Annotated in this window: 13 protein-coding genes; 7 read left to right on the top strand and 6 right to left on the bottom strand. The window is 74.4% G+C overall.

The genetic code is table 11. The features are described from left to right. Positions 1-55 precede the first annotated feature (55 nt). On the top strand, positions 56-196 hold the full coding sequence (locus ACFV1W_RS24710) for a hypothetical protein (protein ID WP_380419409.1): 141 nt from the start codon (positions 56-58) through the stop codon (positions 194-196). Between the two features lie 105 nt (positions 197-301). Here the strand turns inward: ACFV1W_RS24710 and ACFV1W_RS24705 are convergent, their stop codons facing one another. Continuing rightward, positions 302-670: a DUF4180 domain-containing protein gene (locus ACFV1W_RS24705; RefSeq protein ID WP_380419408.1), complete on the bottom strand. Its 369-nt coding sequence runs from the start codon at positions 668-670 to the stop codon at positions 302-304. A gap of 114 nt (positions 671-784) precedes the next feature. Beyond that, positions 785-1,465, bottom strand: coding sequence for a macro domain-containing protein (locus tag ACFV1W_RS24700; RefSeq protein ID WP_380419407.1), 681 nt, complete (start codon positions 1,463-1,465; stop codon positions 785-787). 228 nt (positions 1,466-1,693) lie between these two features. Between ACFV1W_RS24700 and ACFV1W_RS24695 the strand changes: the two genes are divergently transcribed. From ACFV1W_RS24695 to ACFV1W_RS24670, 6 genes are all read left to right on the top strand, one after another. Then, on the top strand, positions 1,694-3,319 hold the full coding sequence (locus ACFV1W_RS24695) for an ADP-ribosyltransferase domain-containing protein (RefSeq protein WP_380419406.1): 1,626 nt from the start codon (positions 1,694-1,696) through the stop codon (positions 3,317-3,319). 529 nt (positions 3,320-3,848) lie between these two features. Continuing rightward, on the top strand, positions 3,849-4,607 hold the full coding sequence (locus ACFV1W_RS24690) for a thioesterase II family protein (RefSeq protein WP_380419405.1): 759 nt from the start codon (positions 3,849-3,851) through the stop codon (positions 4,605-4,607). Positions 4,608-4,712: 105 nt separating this feature from the next. Then, a complete protein-coding gene (locus tag ACFV1W_RS24685; RefSeq protein ID WP_380419404.1) occupies positions 4,713-6,257 on the top strand; it encodes a condensation domain-containing protein in 1,545 nt (514 codons plus the stop codon). After that, complete coding sequence (locus ACFV1W_RS24680; protein ID WP_380419403.1) at positions 6,254-7,762, top strand: lyase family protein; 1,509 nt, start codon at positions 6,254-6,256, stop codon at positions 7,760-7,762. Before ACFV1W_RS24685 ends, ACFV1W_RS24680 begins: the two co-directional genes overlap by 4 nt. Before the next feature lie 20 nt (positions 7,763-7,782). Next, the gene (locus tag ACFV1W_RS24675) at positions 7,783-8,769 is read left to right on the top strand and encodes a kinase (RefSeq protein WP_380419402.1); all 987 of its coding nucleotides are present in this window, start codon (positions 7,783-7,785) and stop codon (positions 8,767-8,769) included. Then, complete coding sequence (locus ACFV1W_RS24670) at positions 8,759-11,026, top strand: pyridoxal-phosphate dependent enzyme (protein WP_380419401.1); 2,268 nt, start codon at positions 8,759-8,761, stop codon at positions 11,024-11,026. The genes ACFV1W_RS24675 and ACFV1W_RS24670 overlap by 11 nt, the downstream gene beginning before the upstream one ends. A 51-nt stretch (positions 11,027-11,077) precedes the next feature. Here ACFV1W_RS24670 and ACFV1W_RS24665 read toward each other — a convergent pair whose 3' ends face one another. From ACFV1W_RS24665 to ACFV1W_RS24650, 4 genes are all read right to left on the bottom strand, one after another. After that, entirely contained in the window at positions 11,078-16,225 is a 5,148-nt protein-coding gene (locus tag ACFV1W_RS24665; protein WP_380419400.1) for an amino acid adenylation domain-containing protein, read from the bottom strand. A gap of 47 nt (positions 16,226-16,272) precedes the next feature. Beyond that, a complete protein-coding gene (locus tag ACFV1W_RS24660) occupies positions 16,273-17,541 on the bottom strand; it encodes an MFS transporter (RefSeq protein WP_380419399.1) in 1,269 nt (422 codons plus the stop codon). Continuing rightward, positions 17,538-18,290, bottom strand: coding sequence for a thioesterase II family protein (locus ACFV1W_RS24655; protein WP_380419398.1), 753 nt, complete (start codon positions 18,288-18,290; stop codon positions 17,538-17,540). The genes ACFV1W_RS24660 and ACFV1W_RS24655 overlap by 4 nt, the downstream gene beginning before the upstream one ends. Positions 18,291-18,376: 86 nt before the next feature. Beyond that, positions 18,377-23,920, bottom strand: coding sequence for an amino acid adenylation domain-containing protein (locus ACFV1W_RS24650; protein WP_380419397.1), 5,544 nt, complete (start codon positions 23,918-23,920; stop codon positions 18,377-18,379). Positions 23,921-23,993: the final 73 nt, after the last annotated feature.

Genomic DNA, 23,993 nt, shown 5'->3' with positions numbered 1-23,993 from the left:
CGTCGCACACACGTGCTTGTTAGCCGACAAGCGACTTCGACCCTAGCGTGGTGCCATGCCCTCGCATGATGGAACGGCCACCACTCCCGGGGCACCCCCGCAGGAGGCGTCGTCCCGCCGTACCCAGGCCGAGCGCCGTGCCCACGCGGAGCGCGCGCTGCTCGCCGCCGCCCGGCTGATCGCCGAGTACGGCTGAGCGCCCGCGCGCCGCGCCGGAAACGCCGCGCGCCGCGCCGGAAACGCCGCGCGCCGCGCCGGAGGCCGGCGCGGCGCGGGGGTGCACGGCGAGTGCGTGGCAAGGTCAGGCAGCGGGCTCCAGCCGGGCCGCGAGGGCATCGGTGTCCGCGAGGAACCAGACGTGGGAGCCCCGGTTCGACTCGACGACGAGCGAGCGCAGTGCCGAACTGGCCTCCAGGTGGCGGGAGATGTCCCCGAGGATGACCAGCCGGACCTGGTAGTTGACGAACTTCTGCATCACCTCGCCGGCGAACCCGGTACTCAGGACGAAGAACGTGTCGTCCAGCCGGTCGGCGGGCACGGCGACCAGCTCGGCGCCGTCGTACGTCGCGCCGATGAGATCCAGCGCGTCCTGCACGGTGGTGATCGCGGGCCCGGCGGGGTCGCACACGAGCACCTTCGCCCCGCTCAGTTCCCGCACTGTGTCTGCCATGGCGCTCTCTCCTGCCGGTCGGGCGTGCCGGACCGGATGTGATCATCCGGGTACGGGCCCCAACCTAGACCAGGTGGAACATCGTTCGGAATCGATTTACCGCCCCGCGCGTGACTACTTCCGCGACCGGCCGCGGCCCGTCGGCGCCGCGATGCGCACCCGCGTGGTGGGCGCGGCCTGTTCGAGGTCCTCCAACTGGGCCAGGACGGTGGCGCGCAGGTCGTCGTCGTCCTCGAAGTGGTGGTCGTTGAAGAGCGTGTAGCCCGTCCACATCAGGTTGGCGCACACCCGGGCCGGCACCCGCCCGGTCCGGGCGCCCATGCCGACCAGCGCCACCGACCGGATGCTGCCCGGCGCCAGCCGGTTCTGCCGGTGGACGGCCTGGAAGGCGGCCGCGCAGGCGAGGGCCACGTTCAGGGTCTCGCTCACGTTCTGCGCGGACGCCTCCATCGTGGGCGCGGATATCAGGAACTTCGGGCTGACCGCCCCGGACGGCACGCAGACGGCGCTGCCCACCGGCAGCGTGCCCGCGTACCGGCTGCGTATCGCCCGCTGCACCTTCAGCTGGATGCCCGCCCCCAGGTGCCGCTTGACCGCCGCGTCCGTCCCGCCGTCCATCCGGCCGCGGGAGTTGGTCGGGCTGACCCAGGCGTCGACCTCCTCGGCGAGGATCGAGCCGTGCCGGATCTCGACGTCGGGGACGTCGGCGAAGGCCGCCCGCCACGACTCGACCACCGTCGCGTTGAGGTCCGTCAGCACCACCTTGAGCGGGGACTGCGCGCGGTCCGTCGTCATGCTGCCACTCCTGTCTTCGTCGAGCCCTGTCGTTCGTCGAGCCCTGGTGTTCGGCGAGCTGTGTCCGGCCGCCGATCAGGAAGTTAGCGCGCGCCACCGACAATCCGTCCCGCCGTCGGCCGGCCACCCTGGACTGTCGGTCCCGGCTGTTAGGAATGTGCTGCCCGTCGGGGAACTGACGGGCGGTCGTACGACTTTTCCGTGTTCCGATCCAGCCGGAGTTCCGTCATGAGCGCTGCCGATTCCCCCACCCCCGTCCAGCCCGACCCGAACGACCCGCTGGCCCTCGCGGAGCTCTTCCAGGGCGGTGGCGAGCCGTGGCTGCCGGTGCTGAAGCCCGTCATCGAGGCGCGGCCCGGCGCGGCCTCGTTCATCGGCCCGGGCCGCAGTCCGGAGGTCGTACCCGTCCGCGAGCTGACCTTCCAGGCGCTCAAGCCGCACGCACCGCACCAGTGGAAGGTTGTGGTCTTCGGCCAGAACCCCTATCCGCGGCCGGAGAGCGCGACCGGCATCGCGATGTTCGACAACGCCTTCCACGACTGGAAGGACAGCCAGTTCGGCCGGGTGATCAGCATCCGCTGCATCATCAAGGCGGCGGCGATGTGGAAGTACGGCATACCCAAGAAGACGCCGATCGCGGACATCCGGGCGCTGCTGAAGAAGGAGGAGACGGTCCAGCCGCCGGAGTGGTTCCAGGCGATGCTGACCCAGGGCGTGCTGCTGCTGAACGCGGCGCTCACCGCCAGCGCCGACGGCTCGATGGGCCCGGACGAGCACACCGGGTTCTGGCGGCCGGTGGCCGAGCGGATCGTCGAGGAGATCCTCCGGGCCAAGCAGCAGGCCGGGGAGGAGGACCGGGGTGTCGTCTTCGCCTGGTGGGGCGCGCACGCGCGCAGCCTGAAGACCGTGGTGCAGCGGCTGGAGAAGAAGTACCCCGAGGTCCGGGTCCGCCACATCGACCACGCCAACCCGGCGGCCCAGGGCGACATCTTCTGCGACAACGACCACTTCGCCACGGTGAACGCCGCCCTCGCCTCGCTCGGCGCGGACGAGATCGACTGGCTGCCCAGCAAGGGCTGGAACGCCGCCGCGGCGCAGGGCGACGGCGCGGACGGCGGGGTCGCCGAGCGGATGGGCGCGTTCATCGCCTCCACCATGGAGCTGCACCAGCTCTACCTGGACCGGCTGGCGAGCGTCAAGGACGAGGGCCTGGAACTCCCCGCGATCAGCGGGGTGTTCGACACTCCGCTGATGGACTTCCGGGAGGCCGTTGCTCCGGTCGCCGGGCTGCTGCGCGGGCTGGACCGGCACGTCGCGCTGTCGCACGACTTCGGCAGGCGGCGGGCGGACGAGGGGTCGGCCTCCGGCCTGTCCGCCGACGCCATCGCCGCGTTGTACCTCTACACTTGCGAGTCCGCGTTCTACCGGGAGATCAACGCGGTGCTGCGGTCACCGGACCGCAGCCGGCTCGTTCCGTACCTGCCGTACCTGCGCCTGCTGTTCGCGGCGGTGTCGCAGCTGCCGGTCCGCACCGAGCCGCTCTGGCGCGGGGTGTCGCTGGACCTGCGCAAGCAGTACCCGCTCGGGCGGACGGTCACGTGGTGGGGCGTGTCCTCCTGCACCTCCGAACTCGGCGTGGCGAGGGCCTTCCTCGGCAGCCGGGGCAAGCGGACGCTGTTCGAGGTGCGGCCGCTGCGCGCAACGGGCATCCAGCGGTTCTCGGCGTTCACGGGTGAGGAGGAGTACATCCTGCTGCCCGGCACCCAGCTGGAAGTCACGGACGTGCAGGCCCAGCGGGGCGGGCTGTGCACCGTGACGCTGACCGAGGTCGCGGAGGGGCCCCTGGTGTCCTGAGGCCGCAAGCTCTGGCCAGGTCAGGATCTTCGCCGAGTCAAGTGACGCGTGCGAGCGGAGCGACGTCGAGGTCTGCCGGGCGGCGCCGGTTCGTTCGGGTCGTGGCCGGACCGGCCCCGGCCGCCCCGGCCCGCACGGGTGGGCCGCATCCGTCCGGTCGCGCCGTGCGGGGCGTGGCCGGATAAGCCAATGCGACTTCCCGGTGAGTTGCGCCCCCCGATTCCCCGCCGGGGTGGGCCGGTTGTCGAATCGGCCCATTCAGGAGGGGGGCGCTGCCGCGCCGTTGGCCGACTATCGCCAACTATTGAGCGTGCTCACTCAGCTGGGGTACAGTCATCAGCGGTTGATCGGCACACTATTCATCATCCTCGATGGCAGAACCGACCAGGCGGCACAACCGGCCTCCGCAGAGCGGCGATCCAGTGACGGGTCGAATGAGTTCTGGCATCTTTTCCAGAAAGGCCGCTTCGGAGACCATGGACTTTCCGGACGACCTCGGGCCAAAAGCCGGACTTCCTGGATGGCGCCCGTGAACGGCCAGATACTCCCCGACAAATGGTTCGTTTCCCGAGAATTGCGCCCGGAGGCGCCGGTCAGGCTCGTCTGCTTCCCCTACGCCGGTGGTGCTACGGCCATCTACACCCGCTGGCCCGCCGCGCTCGGCCCCGACGTCGAGGTCGCCGCACTGGCCCTGCCGGGCCGGGAGCGCCGCATCGGTGAGCCGGCGGCCGTGGAGGTGGAGCTGATCGCGGAGGCCGTGGCGGCTTCCGCCGACCGGCCGTACGCGCTCTTCGGCCACTCGATGGGTGCCCTCCTCGCGTTCGAGGTGGTCCGCCGCCTGCGCCGGGACGGGGCCGAACTGCCCGTCCACCTCTTCGTGTCGGGGTGCCCGCGGCCCGACCAGCCGCGTGGCGGCGACATCTTCGACGGCCTGTCGGCACTGCCCGACGACGAGATGCTGCAGCGGCTGGTCCGCGGCGGAGGCCTGCCCGCCTCCGTGCTGGACGAGCCGGAGCTGCTGGAGCTCGTCCTGCCGGTCTGCCGGGCCGACTTCGGCTGGCTGGACGCGTACGACTGCGGGGGCGAACCGCCGGTGCCGGTGCCGATCACCGCCTTCGCCGGCACCGAGGACGCCTCGGCCCGGCCCGAGGACGCGGCCGGCTGGGCCGCGCACACGACCGGGCCGTTCACCCAGCACGTGGTCCCGGGCGGCCACTTCTTCCTCGACGACAACCTGGACGCCATCAGCCGGGCGATTCGCACCGGGCTCGGGAGCCCGGTGGTATGACGCGCCCGGGGCCCGAGGGGATCCAGGCGGGATCCACGGGACGGGATCCTCGGGACGGGCGGCCCCGGTACGCGACAGGTTGGGACGACGAGGTCAGGAACTGCGATGGCGGATGGAACCACCGGGTCGGCCGTGCCCGGCGCGGGCGGGGAGCGCGTCGCCCGTGCGGCCCACGGCCAGGTACTGGTCTGGCTGACCGGCCGCCGCTCCCGGGGCCTGCTGCTCCAGCACGTGGCCGACACCTTCCGGATCGGCGCGGCGATCGACGAGCCGCAGCTGCGCGGTGCCCTCGGCGAACTGGCCGACCGGCACACCGCCCTGCGCACCTCGCTGCGGGTGCTGGACGGTGAGCTGCGGCAGGTGGTGCACCCGCGGATCGACCTCCCGGTGGAGTTCGCCGACCTCCGGGGGCCGGACGACGGCAAGCGGACCGAGCGGCTGGCCGAGCTCGCCGACCGGGCGGCGGCCCAGCCCCTCGACCCGGGCCGGGCGCCGCTGTGGCGGGCGGTCGCGGCCCGGCTCGGTGAGGCGGACTGGGCGGTGGTGCTGGTCGCCCACCAACTGGTCTGCGACCAGGACTCGTTGTTCCTGCTCAATGCCGAACTCGTCGAGCTGTGCGCCGCCTCGGAGCAGGGCCGGGCCCCGGTGCTGCCGGAGCTGCCGCTGGACCTCGCCGACCACGCGGAGCGCCGACACGCCGACGCCACGGCCACCGCCGTCGACGCAGCCACCGCCGTCGACACAGCCACCGTCACCGCCACGGCCACCGTCACCGACACCACCTGCGCCACCGGCGAACGCCGGCAACCCCACGGGGAGTTCCGGCGCGGCCGGCTGGACGGCCTGCCGCCCGGGCACGGCATCCCGCTGGACCGGCCGCGTCCGCCCGTACCGGCCTTCGCGGCCGCCGAAGTGCGCTCCGGCCTCCCGCCCGGCCTGCAGGCCGCGCTGCGGACGGGCGCCGACCGGCTCGACGCGGCGCCCGTCGTGCTGCTGCTGGCCGCCTACGCGGCGTTGCTGCACGACCGCTCCGGCCGGACGGACCACGCGATCGGCGTACCCGTCTCCGGGCGCAACCGGCCGGAGACCCGTTCGCTGGTCGGCGCCCTGGCCGGCACGGCGGTGCTGCGCCTGGACACCTCCGGCGACCCGGCCTTCGCCGAACTGGTCGACCGGGTCCGGAGCGTCGCGCCGGCCGCCCGGGAGCACCGGGCGCATCAGGAGCACCGGGAGCACCGGGAGCTGCCGTTGCGCCGACCGGCCGAACCGCCGCTCCACCGGCTCGCCTTCGCCCTGACCGGGGGCGCGGAACCCGGCCCCCCGTGCGGCTTCGCCGAGGACGACCTGCTGCTCGAAGTCGCCGACCGCGCCGCCCGCCTGGTGTACGACAGCGAGCTGTTCGCTCCCGCCACCGCCCGCGGCCTGCTCGACGACTACCTGGCACTGCTCGGCGCCGCCCTCGCCGAGCCGGCCACGCCGCTGTCCATGCTGTTGTCCCTGCTGCCCGGAGCCGCCGGAACCCGGCCGCCCCGACCGGCCCACGACGAGCGGTCCGCCGGTTCTCCCGCCGGCGCCCGCCGACCGTCCGAGCCGGACGCCCCCCGCGGGGGCCGGGCCGCCCCATCGGTTCTTCTGAGGAGCACGACATGACGGTGACCGGTCGGATCGTCGGCATACCGAGTGAGGTGTGGCACGAGGAGGTGCTGGCGCCGCAGTTCGCTTACGAGGCCGAGCACCTGCTGCGGCACTACGTGGCGATCGAGAAGGTGCTGCTGCTGGAGTACCGGCGGATGGAGCTGGTCGACGACGCGGGGACCGCCGCGATCGCGGACCGGCTGGACGGGGTGTCCCCGGAGACCGTCCGGGCGAACCCCCGGGAGAACATGTCGGACATCTCCTTCGCCCTGGAGCGGCACGTGGCGGCCGGCCCGGTCGCGCCGTTCGCGGCCTGGCACGTGGACCGCAGCCGCAACGACCTCCAGGTGTGCGCCCAGCTGCTGTCCGCCCGCGAGCAGGTGCGGGCGCTGGCCGCCGACCTGCTCGCCTTCGACGCGGCGGTCCGCGAGCTGGCGGCGGGCGCGGTCGAGGTGCCGATGCCCGGCTACACCCACGCCCAGGCCGCCCAGGTCGTCAGCCCCGGCTTCTACCTGGCCGCGCTGTCCAGCGAGACGCTCACCGCGGTGCGCCGACTGCTGGCCGCGTACGACGAGATCGACGCCTCGCCGCTGGGCGCCGGCAGCATGGCCGGCCAGGAACTCGCCTGGGACCGCACCCGGATGGCCGAGTTGCTCGGCTTCGCCCGGCCCCAGCCGCACGCCCTGGTGGCCGTCGCCTCGCGCGGCTGGGCGCTGGCGATCGCGGCCGAGGCGGCGAACTTCGCCGTCGCGCTCAGCCGCTTCACCACCGACCTGATGGCCTGGGGCGGCAGCGCCCACGGCTTCCTGGACCTCCCGGACGAGCTCTCCGGGATCTCCGCCGCGATGCCGCAGAAGAAGAACTTCCCCGTGCTGGAGCGGATCCGCGGCCGCTGCGCGCTGGTGGCGGGCAGCGCGGCCGAACTGGCGGCGGCGCAGCGCAACACCCCGTACACCAACACGGTGGAGGTCTCCAAGGAGGCAGGCGCGCACCTGCGGGTGCAGACCGAGGCGCTGCGCTCGACGCTGCGGCTCGCGCACGCCGTGGTCACCGGTCTGGAGTTCCGCACCGACCGGATGCGCGCGGCCTGCGAGGGCGAGTTCCTCGGCGGCTTCACCCTCGCCAACCGGCTGACCCTGGACGAGGGCGTGCCCTGGCGCACCGCGCAGATCATCGCGGGCCGCTACATCAGGGCCGCGCTGGACAAGGGCCTGGCCCCGGCGGACGGGGACGCCGCGCTGCTCTCGGCGATCGCGGAGCAGGCCGGGCACCGACTGGCCGGTCCCGAGGCACTGTTGGCCGCGTCGCTGAGCGTCGAGGCGGGCCTGCGCGCCAAGACCTCGGTCGGCTCGACCCACCCCGACCAGGTCCGCGCGACCCTCGTCGAACTCCTCGGCGAGCACGAGCGGTTGACCGCGCGGTGGGCGGAGCGGGACGCCGCCGTACGGGCGGCGGCGGACCGGGTCGCGGCGCTGCTCGCGCCGTCGGCGGCGGCGGACACCCCGGCGGAACGGCCTTGACCCCGCCGCAGCCCCAGCCCGTGACCCCGCCCCAGCCCGTGACCCCGCGCCAGCCCGAGCCCCCGTCCCGGCCCGAGCCCCCGCGCCGTCCCTCTCTCGCCGCCCCCCGCCGCGGGATCGACCTGCGGACCGGCTCGGCCCGCGCGTTCGGCACCTTCGGCGAACTCCTCCAGGGCGCGCTGCCCGGCGGCCCGGAGTTCCTGGTCACGCTGCCGGTCGACCGCTGGGCCCGGGCCCGCTTCCGCCTCGACCCGGACGGCCCGCTGCGCGTCTTCCCCTCGCACAAGACCAAGACCCGCCGGGTGGCCGACGCGATGCTCGCCTCCTGCGACCGGCCGGCCGGCGGGGTGCTGCTGCTGGACGGCGACCTGCCGGTCGGCAAGGGGATGGCCAGCTCCTCGGCCGACCTGGTCGCCACCGTACGGGCGGTCGGCGCCGCGGTGGGCCTGGACACCTCACCGGCCGCGGTGGAGCGCTGGCTGCGCCCGATCGAGCCGACCGACGGGGTGATGCACCCCGGGGTGGTGGCCTTCGAACACCGCGAGGTGCGGCTGCGCGAGCGCCTCGGCGGCCTCCCGGCGGCGACCGTGGTCGCGGTGGACGAGGGCGGGCTCCTGGACACGGTGGCGTTCAACCGGGTGCCCAAGGTGTTCTCCCCGGCGCACTGCGCCGAGTACGCGGACCTGCTGGCGGAGCTCGCCGCGGCGGTGCGGGCCGGCGACCTCGCCCGGGTGGGGGCGGTGACGACCCGCAGCGCGGTGCTGAACCAACGCCTGGCGCCCAAGCGCAACCTCGACGCGATGCTCGCGATCGCCGAACGGGTCGGTGCGCAGGGGGTGGTGTGCGCGCACAGCGGCACCCTGCTGGGCCTCCTGCTGGACGAGAACGACGCCGACCACGGGCCCCGCCTGGCCGCCGCCGTGGCGGCCTGTTCGACCCTGCCCGGCACCACCACCACGGTCCGGGCCCTCAACCTTCAGGACATGGAGCTAGCTCATGCGGCATGAATCGATCGTCGAGGCCATCGGTCACACGCCCCTGGTCCGGTTACGGGTGCCCGCGCCGGAGGGCGTCGAGGTCTACGCGAAGCTGGAGCTGGCGAACAACTTCGCGATGAAGGACCGGGTGGCCCGGCAGGTCGTCACCGAGGCCCGCCGCTCCGGGGCGCTGAAGCCGGGCGCGCCGATCGTGGAGAGCTCCTCGGGGACGATGGCGCTCGGCCTGGCGCTGGTGGGCACCCACCTGGGCCACCCGGTGCACATCGTCACCGATCCGCGGATCGACCCGATCACCCTCGCCAAGCTGCGCACCCTGGGCTGCGAGGTGCACGTGGTGTCGGCGATGGGCGACCAGGGCTGGCAGTCGGCCCGGCTGGACCTGCTGGCCGAGCTGATGGCCGGTCTGCCGGGCGCCTTCTGGCCGCAGCAGTACTCCAACCCGCAGAACCCGGCGGCCTACCGGGGCCTGGCCGAGGAACTCGTCGCCGACCTCGGGACGGTGGACGTGGTGGTGGGCTCGGTGGGCAGCGGCGGTTCGCTGTGCGGGACGTCCCGGGCCCTGCTGGAACGCTTCCCCGAGCTGAAGGTGGTCGGCGTCGACGCGGTCGGCAGCGTGCTGTTCGGTCAGCCCGACGTACCGACCCGCCGGCAGTCCGGCCTCGGCAACAGCCTCTACCCGGACAACGTCGACTACCGGCTGATCGACGAGGTGCACTGGCTCTCCGACGACGAGGCCTTCGCCGCGACCAGGGCACTGGCCCGGGAGCAGAAGATCTTCGCCGGGAACACCTCCGGCTCGGTCTACCGGGTGCTGACCCATCTGGCGGCGAACGCCGCGCCCGGCACCCGGCTGGTCGGCATCATGCCGGACCGCGGCGACCGCTACGTCGACACCGTGTACGCCGCCGACGCCTCCACAACCGCCGTCACCGCCGACGCCGTCCGGCCCGCGGTGGCGACCGAGCCGGCGCCCGTTCGCTACGGCGAGCCGGTGCACAGCTGGTCGTACGCCGAGATCTCCCGCCGGGAGCGCCCGCTGCTGCTGTTCGTGGAGTCCAACACCACCGGCACCGGCATGCTCGCCCTCACCACCGCGGTGCGGCTCGGCCTGGAGCCGGTGCTGTTCGTGGTGGACCCGGCCCGCTACCAGGGGCTGGCGGAGACCGGCTGCCGGGTCGTGGTCTGCGACACCGACGACCCGCAGGCGCTGCGCAAGGCCGCCGAGGAGGCGGCCGGCGGCCGCGAGGTGGCGGGTGTGACCACCACCAGCGAGTACTACCTGGTCCAGGCGGCCGCGCTGGCCGAGGGGCTCGGGGTGGCGGCGAACCCGGCGTCGGCGCTGGCGGCCTGCCGGGACAAGTCGGCGACCCGCCGCACCCTGCTCGCGCACGGGGTGCGCCAGCCCCGGTTCGCCGAGGTCCGCGACCCCGCCGAGGTCGAGGCCGCGGTCGCGGCGGTCGGCCTGCCCTGCGTGGTCAAGCCGGTCGACGAGTCCGGCTCGCACGAGGTGCTGTGGTGCGAGGACGTGGCCACCGCCACCGGGCAGGTCCGCAAGCTGCTGGCCGTCACCCGCAACGTGCGCGGCCAGGCCAGTGCCGGGACGGTGCTGGTGGAGGAGTTCCTGACCGGGCCGGAGTTCAGCGCGGAGATGTTCTGGGCGGACGGCGAGGCGGTCTGCGTCGGCATCACCCAGCGCACCGTCAGCGAGCTGCCGTACTTCGTGGAGACCGGGCACCTGTTCCCAGCCGTGCTCCCCGCCGGGACGGCCGCCGCAATGGCCGACACCGCCCGGCGCAGCCTGGAGGCCGTCGGGCTGAACCGCGGCCCGGCGCACGTCGAACTGCGATTGACCGCCGACGGGCCGGCCGTCATCGAGATCAACGCCCGGCTGGCCGGCGGCATGATCCCGGAGCTGATCCGGCCCGCGACCGGCATCGACCTGCTGGACCAGCAGATCCGCGCCGCCGCCGGACTGCCGCTGAACCTGGCCCCGGAGCGGGAGCGCTCCGCCGGGATCCGCTTCCTGACCGCCGCCGGGGCGGGCCGGCTGGCCGCCGTCGAGGGCGTCGAGCGGGCGGCCGCGGTCGCCGGGGTGGACCGGGTCACGGTGACGGCCGCGGTGGGCCGCTCGGTGCGGCCGGTCCGGGAGGCGTACGACCGGCTGGGCCACGTGATCGCGGTCGGGGACGGCCCCGAGGAGGTGGGCGCGGCCCTGGACGCCGCACTGGCCGAACTCGCCGTCGTGGTCGAGCCCGAGCAGCAGTAGCCGGGTACGGAAGAGGGAGCGCCGGCGGGCCGCCGGCGCTCCCCGCCGTTCTCAGGCCCCCTGTGCGGGGCGGCGCCGTCGCACCACGGCGGCCTCCGGCGCGTCCGACCGGGGCGTCCGGTCGATCAGGGCCGCCAGCGCCGCGATGGTCGGGTGTTCGAAGCAGGCGCTCAACGGCAGTTCGACGCCCAGGCCCTGGTGGATCTCGGCGAGCATCCGGACCGCCGCCAGTGAGTGGCCGCCGAGGACGAAGAAGTCGTCGTCGATCCCGATCCGCTCCGTCCCGAACAGCCGCTGCCAGATCCCGGTCAGCGCCCGCTCGGTGGCGGTGCCCGGCGGGGTGCGGAAGCCCTCGGCGCCCTCCTCCGGCGGGACCCGCAGCGCCTTGCGGTCGGTCTTCCCCGACGGCAGGGTCGGCATCGCGCCGAGCACCACGAACCGCGCGGGCGTCATGGCCCGGGGCAGCGAGCGGGCGCAGTGCGCCCGCAGCTCGGCCGGGGTCGGCCGGGCGGCCGGACCGGCCGGGTCCACCGGGGTGACGAAGGCCACCAGGCGCGGCCCGGCCCCGGCCGAACCGTCCACCACCACCGCCGAGGCGGCGACCTTGCGGTGTGCGGCGAGGACGGCCTCGATCTCGCCGAGCTCGATCCGCACCCCGCGGATCTTCACCTGCCCGTCGCCCCGGCCCAGGTACCGCAGCTCGCCGTCGGCCGTCCACCGGGCCAGGTCGCCGGTGCGGTACATCCGCTCACCGGGCGCGCCGTACGGGCAGGGCAGGAAGCGGTCCGCGGTCAGGTCGGGGCGGCCCAGGTAGCCACGGGCCAGACTCGGCCCGGAGAGGTACAGCTCGCCGGTGACGCCGGGCGGGACGGGCCGCAGGGCCTCGTCCAGCACGAACAGCCGGGAGCCGGTGATCGGCTCGCCGAGCGGCGGGCTCGTCGCCCCGTCCAGCGGGCCGGACAGGGTCCCGAGCACGGTCGTCTCGGTCGGGCCGTAGGCGTTGTGCAGCCGCCGCCCGCGCCCCCACTGGGCCGCCAGGTCGGTGCCGAGCGCCTCGCCGCCGCTGACCACCGCCCGCAGCCGGGGGAACGCGCGGGCGGGCAGCGCGGCCAGGGCGGTCGGGGTCAGCACCGCGTGGCTGATCCGCCGGTGTTCGAGCAGGACGGCCAGCTCCTCGCCCAGCACCGGGTGCGCGGGCGCCACCACCAGGACGCCCCGGGAGCGGAAGGCCATCAGGAGTTCCATGACGTACATGTCGAAGGTGGGGGACACCTGCTGGAGCACCCGGGGCTGCTCGCCGGCACTCCCGGGCCGCTCCCCGTCACCTCCCGCCATCACCACCTCCTGCAGCCGCTCGCAGAGCGGGGCCAGCCCGGTGTGGGTGACCACGACGCCCTTGGGCTGCCCGGTCGAGCCGGACGTGTACAGCAGGTAGGCGGCGTTGGCCGGGTCGACCGGCGCGGTGGCCGGGCGCTCGCCGGACTGGTCCGCGAGCGCGTCCAGCAGGTCCGGGTCGTCCAGCAGCAGCGTGGCCGGGGCGCCGACGGGCAGGGCGGAGGCGCCGGCCGAGTCGGTCAGCACCAGCGCGGCCCGCGCGTCGGACAGGATGAACGACAGCCGCTCGACCGGGAACTGGACGTCCAGCGGCAGGAAGGCGCCGCCGGCCTTGGCGACCGCCAGCACCGCGAGCACCAGTTCTCCGCTGCGCGGCAGGGCGAGTGCGACCGTGCGCTCCGGGCCGATCCCGCGGGCGACCAGTTCGGCGGCCAGCCGGTTGGCCTGCTCGTCGAGTTCGGCGTAGCTGAGGGTGATGTCGCCCGCCTCCAGGGCCGGCGCGGCCGGCGCCGCCGCCACCGCCCGCTCGAACTGCTGGGCCAGGGTGGCCGGTTCGGGAGCGGCCGCACCGGTGCTCCACGTGCCGAGGACGGCCTCGCGCTCGCCCGGCAGCAGCAGCTCCCAGCGGGAGACCGGCAGGTCGGGTTGTTCGGTCGCGACGGCCAGCGCGAGCAGCAGCCGCTGGGCCAGGGCCTGCCCGGCCGCCTCGTCGAACAGGTCGGCGCTGACCGTCAGGACGCCGCTGAGGGTCGCCCGGGCCCGGTCCTCGGTCAGCTCGAAGGTCAGGTCGAAGGGGGTCGCGGGCGTGCCCAGGTCGAAGGGCTGGGTGGGCAGGCCGCCGAGCGACGGCACCGGCTCGGGTTCGCCGTTGAGGCTCGCCATCACCTGGAACAACGGGTTGCGGCCGTGCTGGCGGGGCGGGTTGAGGGCGGTGACGATCTCGTCGAAGGGCAGCTCCATGTGGTCGTGCGCGGCGAGGTTGGTCTCCCGCACCCGGGCGATCAGGGTGCGGAAGCTCGGGTCGCCGGAGGTGTCGGCGCGCAGCACGGCGGTGTTGATGAAGCAGCCGATCAGGTCGTCCAGCGCCTGGTCGGAACGGCCCGCGGTGGGGGTGCCCAGTGGGATGTCCGTGCCGGCGCCGAGCCGGGTGAGCATCGCGGCGATCGCGGCCTGCAGCACGATGAAGACGCTGGCGCCGTGCTCGTGGGCCGCGGTGGTGATCCGCCGGTACAGCTCGGGGCCGGCCTCCACCCGGGTCGGCAGGCCGCGGAAGGTCGGCGTCGCGGGGCGCGGCCGGGCCCCCGGCAGTGCGAGTTCCTCGGGCAGCCCGGCCAGCGCCTTGGACCAGAACTCCAGGCTGCGCCCGAACGGGCTGCCCGGATCCTCGGCGCGGCCCAGCTGCTGCGCCTGCCAGAGCGCGAAGTCCGCGTACTGGATCGGGAGTTCGTGCCAGGCCGGAGCCTGGCCGGCGGCCCGGGCGGCGTAGGCGGTGGCCAGGTCGCGGCAGAGCGGGGCCAGCGAGAGGCCGTCGCAGGCGATGTGGTGGACGTCCACCAGCAGGACGTGCGAGCGCGGGCCGGTGCTGAACACGTGGAGCCGCAGCGGGACTTCGACGGTCAGGTCGAACGGGGTCTCCAGCGCGTCCCGCAGCGCCTGCTGGAGGCCGTTGGGGTGGACGGCGCTCGCCCGGACGACCTGGGCGACGGCCTCGGGCGGCTGCACCGACTGGCGGGGCACGCCGGCGTCGGCGGGGAAGACCGTGCGCAGGATCTCGTGCCGCCGGCCGAGGTCGGCCGCGGCCGCGGTGAGCGCGGCGAGGTCCAGCTCGCCGTCGATCCGCACCGCCAACGGCATGTGGTAGAAGGCCTGTTGCTGCCCGAGCCGGTTGACGATCCAGATTCCGCGCTGGGCCATGGACAGCGGGAGCACCTCGGGCCGGGGGCCGGAGGCGGCCGGGATCGCGCTGCGGGCGGGCGCCTCGGCGGGGGTCGCGGCGGCCTCGTCCAGCAGCTTGGCCAGGTCTGCGAGCACCGGGGTCTTGAGGATGTGGCGGACGGAGAGCTTGACCGACCACTGCCGCCGGATGCGGGCGACCAGCCGGGTGGCCAGCAGCGAGTCCCCGCCGTCGCGCAGGAAGTCGGTGTGCCGGCCGACCGTCTCGGTGCCCAGCAGCCGGGACCAGATCGCCGCGAGGGCCCGTTCGGTCCCGGTCGCGGGGGCGTCGGAGCCGTCGGTGGGTCCCGAGGCGGGGCGGGGCAGCGGGATCCGCGGGTCGGCGGCGTACTCGACGGTGCCGTCGGCCAGCACCCGGGCCCGGCGGCCGCTGGGTGCGCCCGCCAGGAGCAGGTCGCCGTACACCCCGGTGGGCGCCCGGTTGCCGTACCGGTCGCGGACCTCCGCCTCGGCACCGTCGACCTCGGCCGGCCCGTGCACACCCAGCGGGACGCCGCCGACGCTCGCCGTGCCCTCGGCCAGGAAGGCCTCCAGCAGTGCCAGGTAGTCGGCGGCGAGCCGCTCGACGGTCTCCCGCTCGAACAGGTCGGTGGCGTAGTCGAAGGTCAAGCCGACCTCGTCCGCCGTGTAGCTGACCGCGAGCTCCAGGTCGAACTTGGCGGAGTCGTTGCGCATCTCCACGATCTCGACCGCCAGCCCGGGCAGCTCCGGCGGCGGAACGACCTGGTTGACGCTGCACATCACCTGGAACACCGGGTTGCGGGACGGGTCCCGGACCACGCCGAGGGCCTCCACCACCCGGTCGAACGGAACGTTCTGGTGCGACAGCGCCTCCGCCGCCACCGTCCTCACCTGGCCGAGCAGCTGGCGCAGCGTCGGATCGCCGGCCAGGTCGACCGGCACGGCCAGGGTGTTGGCGAAGTAGCCGATGACCGGCTCCCACTCGGCGCGCGGCCGGTTGGCCACCGGCACGCCGACGACCACCCGCTCCTCGCCGTTGTACCGGTGCAGCAGGGCGGCGAGCACCGTCACCGCGGTGGCGAACAGCGAGGCCTCGTGCCCCGAGCCCCAGGCGGCCAGCCGCCGCTGGAGGTCCGTCGGGACGGGCACGGTGACGCTGGCGCCCTCGCCGCTGAGCAGGACCGGCCGCGGCAGGTCGGCCGGGATCCCGGCCTCCTGCGGCAGCCGGGCCAACCGCTCGCGCCAGAAGGCGAGCTGGCCGCGGTACAGCTCCACCGTGGCGGGCTCGGCCTCCCAGGCCGAGTAGTCGGCGTAGCGCGTCGTGAGCGGGGCCAGGCCGGTGGGCGCGCCGCCGACCCGGGCGGTGTAGCAGGCGCCCAGTTCCCGGAAGAACAGGCCCTCCGACCAGCCGTCGGTGATCGCGTGGTGCATGGTGACGGCGAGGTGGTGCACCGATGCCCCGGCCCGGATCAGCTTGGCGCGGAACAGCGGACGGCCGGCCAGCGGGAACGGGATCCGGCTCTCCTGCTCGATCAGCCGGGTCACCGCGTCCTCGCCGAGGACGCTCAGGTCCACGTGTTCCCAGGGCAGTTGGTCCGGTTCGAGCAGCAGCTGGAAGACCTCGTCCTCGTCCCCGGCGAAGGTGGTGCGCAGACCCTCGTGCCGGGCCACCAGGTCGCCGACCGCGAGCCGCAGGGCCTCGGCGTCGAGCTCGCCCGCCAGCCGGAGCCGGAACGGGACGTTGTAGGTGCTGTTGGGGCCGTTCAACTGCTCCAGGAACCAGAGCCGCTTCTGCGCCAGCGACGCGGGCGCCCGTCCGTCGCCCGAGCGGGCGGCGGGCACGGCGGCGGACGCGGGGGCGGCGGCGGTCGAGGCGGTGGCCTCCTCCGCCAGGGCGCGGGCGAAGAGGGCATCCAGCGTGGCACGGCCGACCGCATCGGTGTCGTTCACGAACGTTCGTGGCCTTCCTGGTCGTGGGGGAGGGATCAGGCGGAGCGTCAGACCGCGGCGGGGGCGGGGAGTCCGGTGGGGATGCCGGTCACCGTCCGCACCGGCGAGAGGGCGAGCAGCAGCGCGGCGAGCCCGATGCCGCCGGCGCAGACCACGATCGCCAGCTGGGTGCCCAGCCAGGAGCCGAGCGCGCCGCCGGCCATGGCGCCGAACGGGGTGCCGGCCATCACGATCATCCGGGTGGAGGCGTTCATCCGGCCCTGCATGTCGTCCGGGGTGATCGCGGACCGGTAGCTCCGGATGTTGACGGCGCTGGCGATCACCAGCACGGCGTAGGCGACCTGGACGAACATCAGCATGACGAAGGCGACGCCCTTGGGCATCACCGTCGCCGCGGGGATGACGAGTTCGACGGCGGTCATCGCCACGGTGGTCCAGACCACCATCCGACCGAAGGGCAGCACCCTGCCCAGCCGGGCCGCGATCAGGGCGCCCACCAGCGAGCCGACGCCCGTCCCGGCCAGCAGCGCGCCGACCAGGATGCCGGGCAGGTCCAGGGTGCGGGTGATGAAGACCAGGAACACCGGGTCGATCGCGATGGCGGAGAAGTTCACCAGGAAGGTGACCAGCACCAGGGTGCGCAGCGTCGGGTCGCCGAAGATGAAGCCCAGGCCCTCGCCGATCTCCTTCCACATCGAGGACGGCTGGGCGTCGGCGGGCCGCTCGGGCACCGGCTCGCGCTTGCGGATGCGCAGCGTGCAGGCGGCCGCCAGCCCGAAGGCGAAGACGTTGACCATGATGACGACGGGGCCGGTGAGCAGCTGGACCAGCAGGCCGCCGAAGGTCCGGCCGCCGATGTTGGAGACGGAACTGCTCATCTCCAGCTTGCTGTTGCCCTCGACGAGGTCCTCGCGCTCGACCAGGGCGGGCAGGATCGAGGCGTTGCCGATGTCGGAGACGGTGCTGCAGGCGCCGGTGCCGAACACCACCCCGAGCAGGATGGGCACGCTCAGCAGGTGCGCCCAGGACAGCAGCGGGACGGAGAGCAGGATCAGCGAGCGGACGGCGTCCGCCGCCACGATGATCATCTTCTTCGGCCGCCGGTCCAGCCAGACCCCGACGAACAGGCTGATCAGGAGGTAGGGCAGGAACTCGGTGGCGAGCAGCAGGCCCATCTGGAACACCGAGGCGCCCAGGCTGACCGAGGCGATCAGGGGGACGGCCACCGCGACCATGTTGGTGCCCAGCATGGACAGGGTCTGGCCGGCCCAGAGTCTGCGGAAGTCCGCGTGGTCCCACAGTCCGGTGAGCTTCACGACGCCGCTCCTTCCCGGGTCATGGCACGGCCCATCAGGTCGAGCAGCGGCTGCGGGGCGGCGAGGAAGGCGTGGTGCCCGCCGTCCAGCAGGTGCTCGTGGTGGCGGCGGGGCGGGACGTACCGCGTCCAGCCGCCCAGTTGCTCGGGGCGGATCTCCACGTCGTCCTTCCAGCCGACCGCGTGCACGGCGCAGGCCAGCGGCTCGGGGGCGTCGAGCCGGTAGCGGCGCTGGGCCGCGAGGTCCTCCTCCAGCACGTCCAGCGCGACGTCGAGGAAGTCCGGGTCCATCCTGGTCCCGGCCGCCTCGGCGAGGATGTTCAGCTCGACCGCGAGGTCCTCCCGCTCCAGCCACAGCCAACGGCCGAACGGGTCCTCGTCCGGGGCGAGTTGGGAGGACATGAAGAGCGCGGTCAGCTCCCTGCCGTGCACCCGCTCCAGTTCCAGCGCGGTGGCGAAGGCGGAGAGGGCGCCGCCGCAGTGGCCGAAGAAGCCGGTCGGCCGGTCCACCAGCGGCGCCAGGGCCGCCGCGGCCGCCGCGGCGAGGTTCTGGTAGGTGACCGGGTGCGGCTCGCGCAGGCGGTTCTCCCGCGCGGGCAGCTGCACCAGGCACACCTCGACCTCGCCGATCCGCTCGGGCCAGGCGCGGTACATCGACGCGCCCGTGCCCGAGTACGGGAAGAGGAAGATCCGTGCCGGGGCGTCCTCGGATGGTCGGCGGAACAGCCATTTGCCCGCGTCGGTCTGCATGGCGCCGTGAACTCCTTGTTCCCACCGTTGCGGTGTCGGGGTGGTCGGTGTCGGGGTGGTCGGACGGCGGGGCCGCGGCGGCCGGGTCAGCCGCCGAGCGCGGCGGCGCCGAGGACGCCGCCGACGGCCCGGACGTGCGGCTGCCGGACCAGGCCGTAGTGGTCGGTGTCGAAGCGGTGGACCCGGAAGTCGCCGGACACCACCGCCCGCCAGGCCTCGGCGCTGCCCAGCTCCCGGCCGTCCCGGCTCTCCAGGTAGACCGCGTCGCCGGGGTGGCGGCGCGGCCGGTAGGCGTGGTGGGCGTGCAGGTTGGCGGCGAAGACGCGGTGGCGCGCGGCCCAGGCCCCGCTGCCCGACTCGGCGGGCGGGGCACCGGTGAGCGCCAGGGCGTCCCGCAGGAGCGCCTCGGTGGTACGGGTGTCGTCCAGCCCGGCGAGCTGTTCGGGGTCGGGGAAGGCAGCGTCGACCATGGCGAGGGTCACCTCCCGGCCGGCCGCCGTCAGCAGCCCCGCGGCCTCGAAGGCCAGCACCGCGCCGAAGGACCAGCCGGCCAGGTGGACCGGGCCGCTCGGGTGGTCCCGCCCGATCCGGGCCACGGCGGCCGCGGCCATCTCCTCGACGGTGGCGCCGACCGGCTCGGCGCAGTCCAGCCCGTACACGGCCAGCCGCGGGTCGAGCGCGGCGGTCAGGGCCAGGTAGCCCAGGGCGCTGCCGCCGACCGGCGGGAACAGCCACAGCCGCGCGGCGCCCGAGGGGCGCAGGGGCAGTACGTCCCAGCCGTCGGGGGCCTCCGGCGGGGGCGCCTCCAGCAGGGCGGCGAGGCGCTCGACCGTGTCATGGGCGAACAGCTCGGCCACGCTCAGCCGGTGCTCGAAGTCCCGGCGCAGCCGCCCGATCAGCCGGACGGCGGCCAGCGAGTGCCCGCCGACCCGGAAGAAGCCCTCGTCGAGGCCGAAGTCCGCGGTGTCCAGTACGTCCGTCCAGGCGGCGGCGACCAGGCGCTCGGCCACGGTCAGCGGCCGCGTGGGCGCGGTGGAGCGCACGGCGTCGGCGGGCGCCGGGAGCCGCTTGCGGTCCACCTTGCCACTGCCGGTCAGCGGCAGCTCGGGGAGCGGCTGCCAGACGGCGGGCACCATGTGCCGGGGGAGCAGCCCCTCGGCGTGCCGACGCAGTTCCTCGACCGGCAGCGCGCCGCCCGGCCGGACGGTGAAGTACCCGATCAGCCGCTCGCCGTCGAAGGTCACGGCGGCCGAGCCGCAGTCCGGGTGCGCGGACAGGACGGCCTCGATCTCGCCCGGCTCGACCCGCATGCCGCGGATCTTCACCTGGGCGTCGGTCCGGCCCAGGTACTCGATCGCGCCGTCCGGGCGCCGGCGGGCGAGGTCCCCGGTGCGGTAGAGGCGCTCGGTGGTGCCGTCCGGCAGGGTGTGCTCGCGGAAGCGCTCGGCGGTCAGCTCCGGACGGCCGTGGTAGCCGTCGGCGAGGCAGACGCCGCCGATGAACAGCTCGCCCGCGGTGCCGACCGGGACGGGGTGGCCGGACGGGTCCAGCAGGTGGATCCGGGTGTTGGCGATCGGACGGCCGATCGGCACGGTGTCGGCGCCCCGGGCGCCCTCGGGAGTGCAGTGCCAGTACGTCACGTCCACGGCGGCCTCGGTGGGGCCGTACAGGTTCGCCAGCGAGGCCTTGGAGCGGTCCAGGAAGTCCCGCTGGAGGTCGGCCGGCAGCGCCTCGCCGCTGCACACCACCTGCCGCAGCGAGGTGGCGGCGGACACGTCGGCGGCGTCCAGGAAGGCCCGCAGCATCGAGGGGACGAAGTGCGCCACGGTGATGGACCGCCCGGCCAGCACCTGTTCCAGGTAGCCGGGGTCCCAGTGCCCGCCGGGTTCGGCGACGACCAGCCGGGCGCCCTCGCGCAGCGGCCAGAAGAACTCCCACACCGAGACGTCGAAGGTGTACGGCGTCTTCTGCAGCACCCGGTCCTCGGCGGTCAGCCGGAACTCCTCCGTCATCCAGTCCAGCCGGTTGGCGATCGCCCGGTGGGACACCACCACGGCCTTGGGGCGGCCGGTGGAGCCGGAGGTGTGGATGACGTACGCCGGGTCGCCCGGGCCGGTCCCGACCTCGGGGCCCCGCTCGCTGCGCGCCGGGTCGTCCGGCACGAACTCGACCCGCACGCCCGCCGGGCGGAAGTCCTCCGTACCGGCGGCGGTCAGCACCACCCGGCAGCCGGACCCGGCGAGCAGACCGGCCGTGCGCTCCGCCGGGTCCGCCGGATCCAGCGGGACGTACGCGCCGCCCGCCTTGAGCACGGCGAACAGCGACACCACCAGCTCCGCCGAGCGGTGCTGCACGATCCCGACGTGGTCGCCGGGCCGCACGCCGAGCGCGACCAGCCGGTGCGCCAAGGCGTTGGCCCGGCCGTCCAGTTCGGCGTAGCTCAGGACGCGGTCGCGGAACAGCACGGCGGGCGCCTGCGGGGCGGCGGCGGCCTGCCGCTCGATCGCCCGGTGCAGCAGCCGAGGGCCGGGGTACTCCCGTTCCGTCCGGTTCCACTCCTGCAGCTCGGCCAACTCCGCCCGCTCCAGCAGCGGGGCGGCGGTGGGCGCGGCCGCGGGATCGGCCAGCATGGCCCGGATCACGGCCAAGTGGTAGCCGAAGTAGCGGTCGGCGTCGGCGGCGGCGATCCGGTCGGCGTCGTAGCGCAGTCCGAGGCCGATCAGGCCGGTCGCGGTGTCGCGGGAGAACTCCGAGCCCAGCAGGAAGTCGGTGGGGGTGTGACTGCTCTCCTCCAGCACCTCCACGCCACCGGTCGGGACGGCCGACTCGTTGCGGAAGTGGGTGTAGTTGAAGAAGGTCTCGAAGGCGGCCGCACCGGCCACCCGGCCGCGCAGCTCGGCCATCGGGAAGCGCCGGTGCGGCTGGACGGCGAGGTCCGTAGCGGCGACCTGCCGGATCAGCTCGGACCAGCTGTCGACCGCCGTCCGGGAGCGCACCGGCAGGGTGTTCAGGAACAGGCCGACCACCCGGTCCCCGTCCGGCTCGGCGATCCGGCCGTTGTAGACCGCGCCCGAGACCACGTCCTCGGAGCCGGTCAGCAGCGCGATCACCCGCAGGTGCACGGTGAGCAGCACGATCCGCACCGGGACCCGCAACCGGGCCGCCAACGCGACCAGCCCGGCGGACAGTTCGGCCGGCAGCTCGCGCGGCACCACGGCCATGTCCGGCACCCCGGTGCCCGGGGCGGCCGGTACGGACCCGAGCGCGACGCCGTCCAGCTGCGCCCGCCAGAAGGCGAGCTGCTCCCGGTCCCGCACGGCGGCGCGCTCCAGGGCGACGAAGGAGCGGTAGCGGGCGCCGGGCGCCGGCGGCAGGGCGGCGGGGCCGCCGCGCCCGAGGGCGGCGAGGTAGAGGGAGAGCAGCTCGCCGAACAGGATCCGCTCGCTCCAGCCGTCGATCACGGCGTGGTGGACCACCGTCCACAGCTGGACCTCGTCCTCGGCGAGGCGGGCGAGGTGGTAGCGGATCAGCGGCGGCCGCTCCCAGTCGAAGAGGTCGCGGCCCTCCCAGTCGGTGCGCTGGTCGATCAGCGCCCGCTGCTCCTGCTCCGGCAGGCCGCGCAGGTCCTCGAAGGTCACCGGCGCCTCGGCGATCCGCCGGTGGACGATCTGGAGCGGTTCGCGGTAGCCGCCCGGGGCGAAGGAGGTGCGCAACAGCTCGTGGCGCTCCAGCAACCGGGCGACGGCGGTGCGCCAGGCCTCGGGCGAGAACTCGACCCGCAGCCGGGTCAGCAGCACGTCGTGGTACATCGCGGTGTGCGCCCGCTGGCCGCTGCGGTAGAGCATGCCGGCCTGCAGGGCGGTCAGCGGGTAGGCGGCGACGGCGTCGGCGGGCAGCCGCGGCCGGTCCTCGGGGTGCACCAGCTCGAACGGCCCGGTGGGCGCGGGGCCGGCGGCGGGCCCGGTGGTGCGCACCAGCGGGGCGAGCTCGCGGACGGTCTGGTTGCGCAGCAGGTCGCGGACCCGGAAGGCCAGGCCGCGGGCACCGGCCCGGGCGACGATCTGCACGCTGCTGATGGAGTCGCCGCCGAGCTCGAAGAAGTTGTCGTCTATGCCGACGGCGGGGCGCCCCAGCACCTCGGCCCACACCTCGGTGAGCACCCGCTCGGTCTCGTCGCGCGGCGCGGAGTCGGCGGGATCGGTGGGGCCGGTGGACTCGTCGTCCGGACGCGGCTGCCCGGCCGCGGCGGCGGGGCCGGCGGCCTCCCGGCGCGCCCGCGGCGCGTCGGAGCCGAGGAAGTCCGTCAGCGGCCGGTCCGGCCGTTCGGCGGCCAGTTCCAGCATCCGGGCGTAGCGCGCGGCGAAGTCGGCGATCCACTCGGGGGAGAACCGGTCGGCGCGGTACTCGAACTCGGCGACCGGTCCGGCCGCGGTCCGGTTGACCTGCACGGACAGCTGGTACTTGGCGGTGACCGACGGGACCTCGACCGGGGTGAACTCCAACTCGTCCGCCCGGACGGGCTGGAAGAAGTCCTCGCCGACGGTGAAGGCGACCTGGAAGATCGGCGGGTGCCCCGGGTGCCGGGCCGGCCGGACGTCCTTCACCACCGTCTCGAACGGTACGGCCTGGAGGTCCTGGGCCCGCAGGACGGCGCTGCGCACCCGCCCGACCAGCTCCCGGAAGGTCCGCGGCCCGGTGAGATCGGTGCGGACGGCGACCATGTTGACGAAGCAGCCGACCGTCGCCTGGAACTCGGTCCGGCTGCGGTTGACCGCCGGGGTGCCGACGACGAGGTCGCGCAGGCCGGTGCGATCGGCGAGCAGCAGGTCGTAGGCCGCCAGCAGGACGGTGAACGGGGTGGTGCGTAACTCGGCCGCCAGCGCCGCCAGTTGTTCGACGGCCACGGCAGGCAGCGGGACGTCGGCGGTGCCGCCGGGGGCGGCGGTGGAGTCCGGGGCGGGCGGTGGGAGGTCCCCGGGCAGCTCCAGCACCGGGAGGTCCCCGGCGAGCAGTTCGGCCCACTCGCGCCGGGCCCGTTCGCCGGCCGGGCCCGCCAGCCACTCCTCGTGCCAGAGCGAGTAGTCACCGTACTGGTAGTCCACCTCGGGCAGGGCGGGATCCGTGCCGGTGGTGAACGCCCGGTAGTGGGCCGCCAGTTCGTCGAGCACCAGCTTCGCCGACCAGCCGTCGAAGACCGCGTGGTGGGCGCAGAACATGACCACGTGGCGGTCGTCGGCGCAGTGCAGCAGCCCGGCCCGCACCAGCGGCCCGTTCGCGAGGTCGAAGGGGGCGCGGGCGTGCTCCGCCATCCGCCGTTCGCGTTCCTCGTCGTCCCGGCAGGTGGCGAGGCGCCATTCCCACCGCGGTTCCGGATGGACGACCTGGAGGAGGCCCTGTTCGTGAATGCGGAAAGTGGTGCGCAGCGCCTCGTGCCGGGAGAGCACGGCGCCGAACGCATTGCGCAGCGCCGGGATGTCGACCGTTCCCCGGACTTCCCAGAAGCACGGGATGTGAAAGGTCGGTGCGTCACCGACGGTCTGCTGCGCGAGGAAGAGTTGCTCCTGGACCTTCGACGCCGGGAACGGATCCTCGTCCGCGGCGTCCGATTGGGCGGGGAACTCGCTGTCCACGGCTCGTAGACGCCCTTTCCTCCTGGGTGTGGAGACACGGATCGGCGTCCCCCAGGAACGTCAGCATACAGGC

This window comes from Kitasatospora sp. NPDC059648 (genome assembly GCF_042734825.1).
Taxonomy (GTDB): domain Bacteria; phylum Actinomycetota; class Actinomycetes; order Streptomycetales; family Streptomycetaceae; genus Kitasatospora.
Note: the sequence above shows the minus strand (reverse complement) of the source record. Positions and strands in the feature narration are given on the sequence as shown.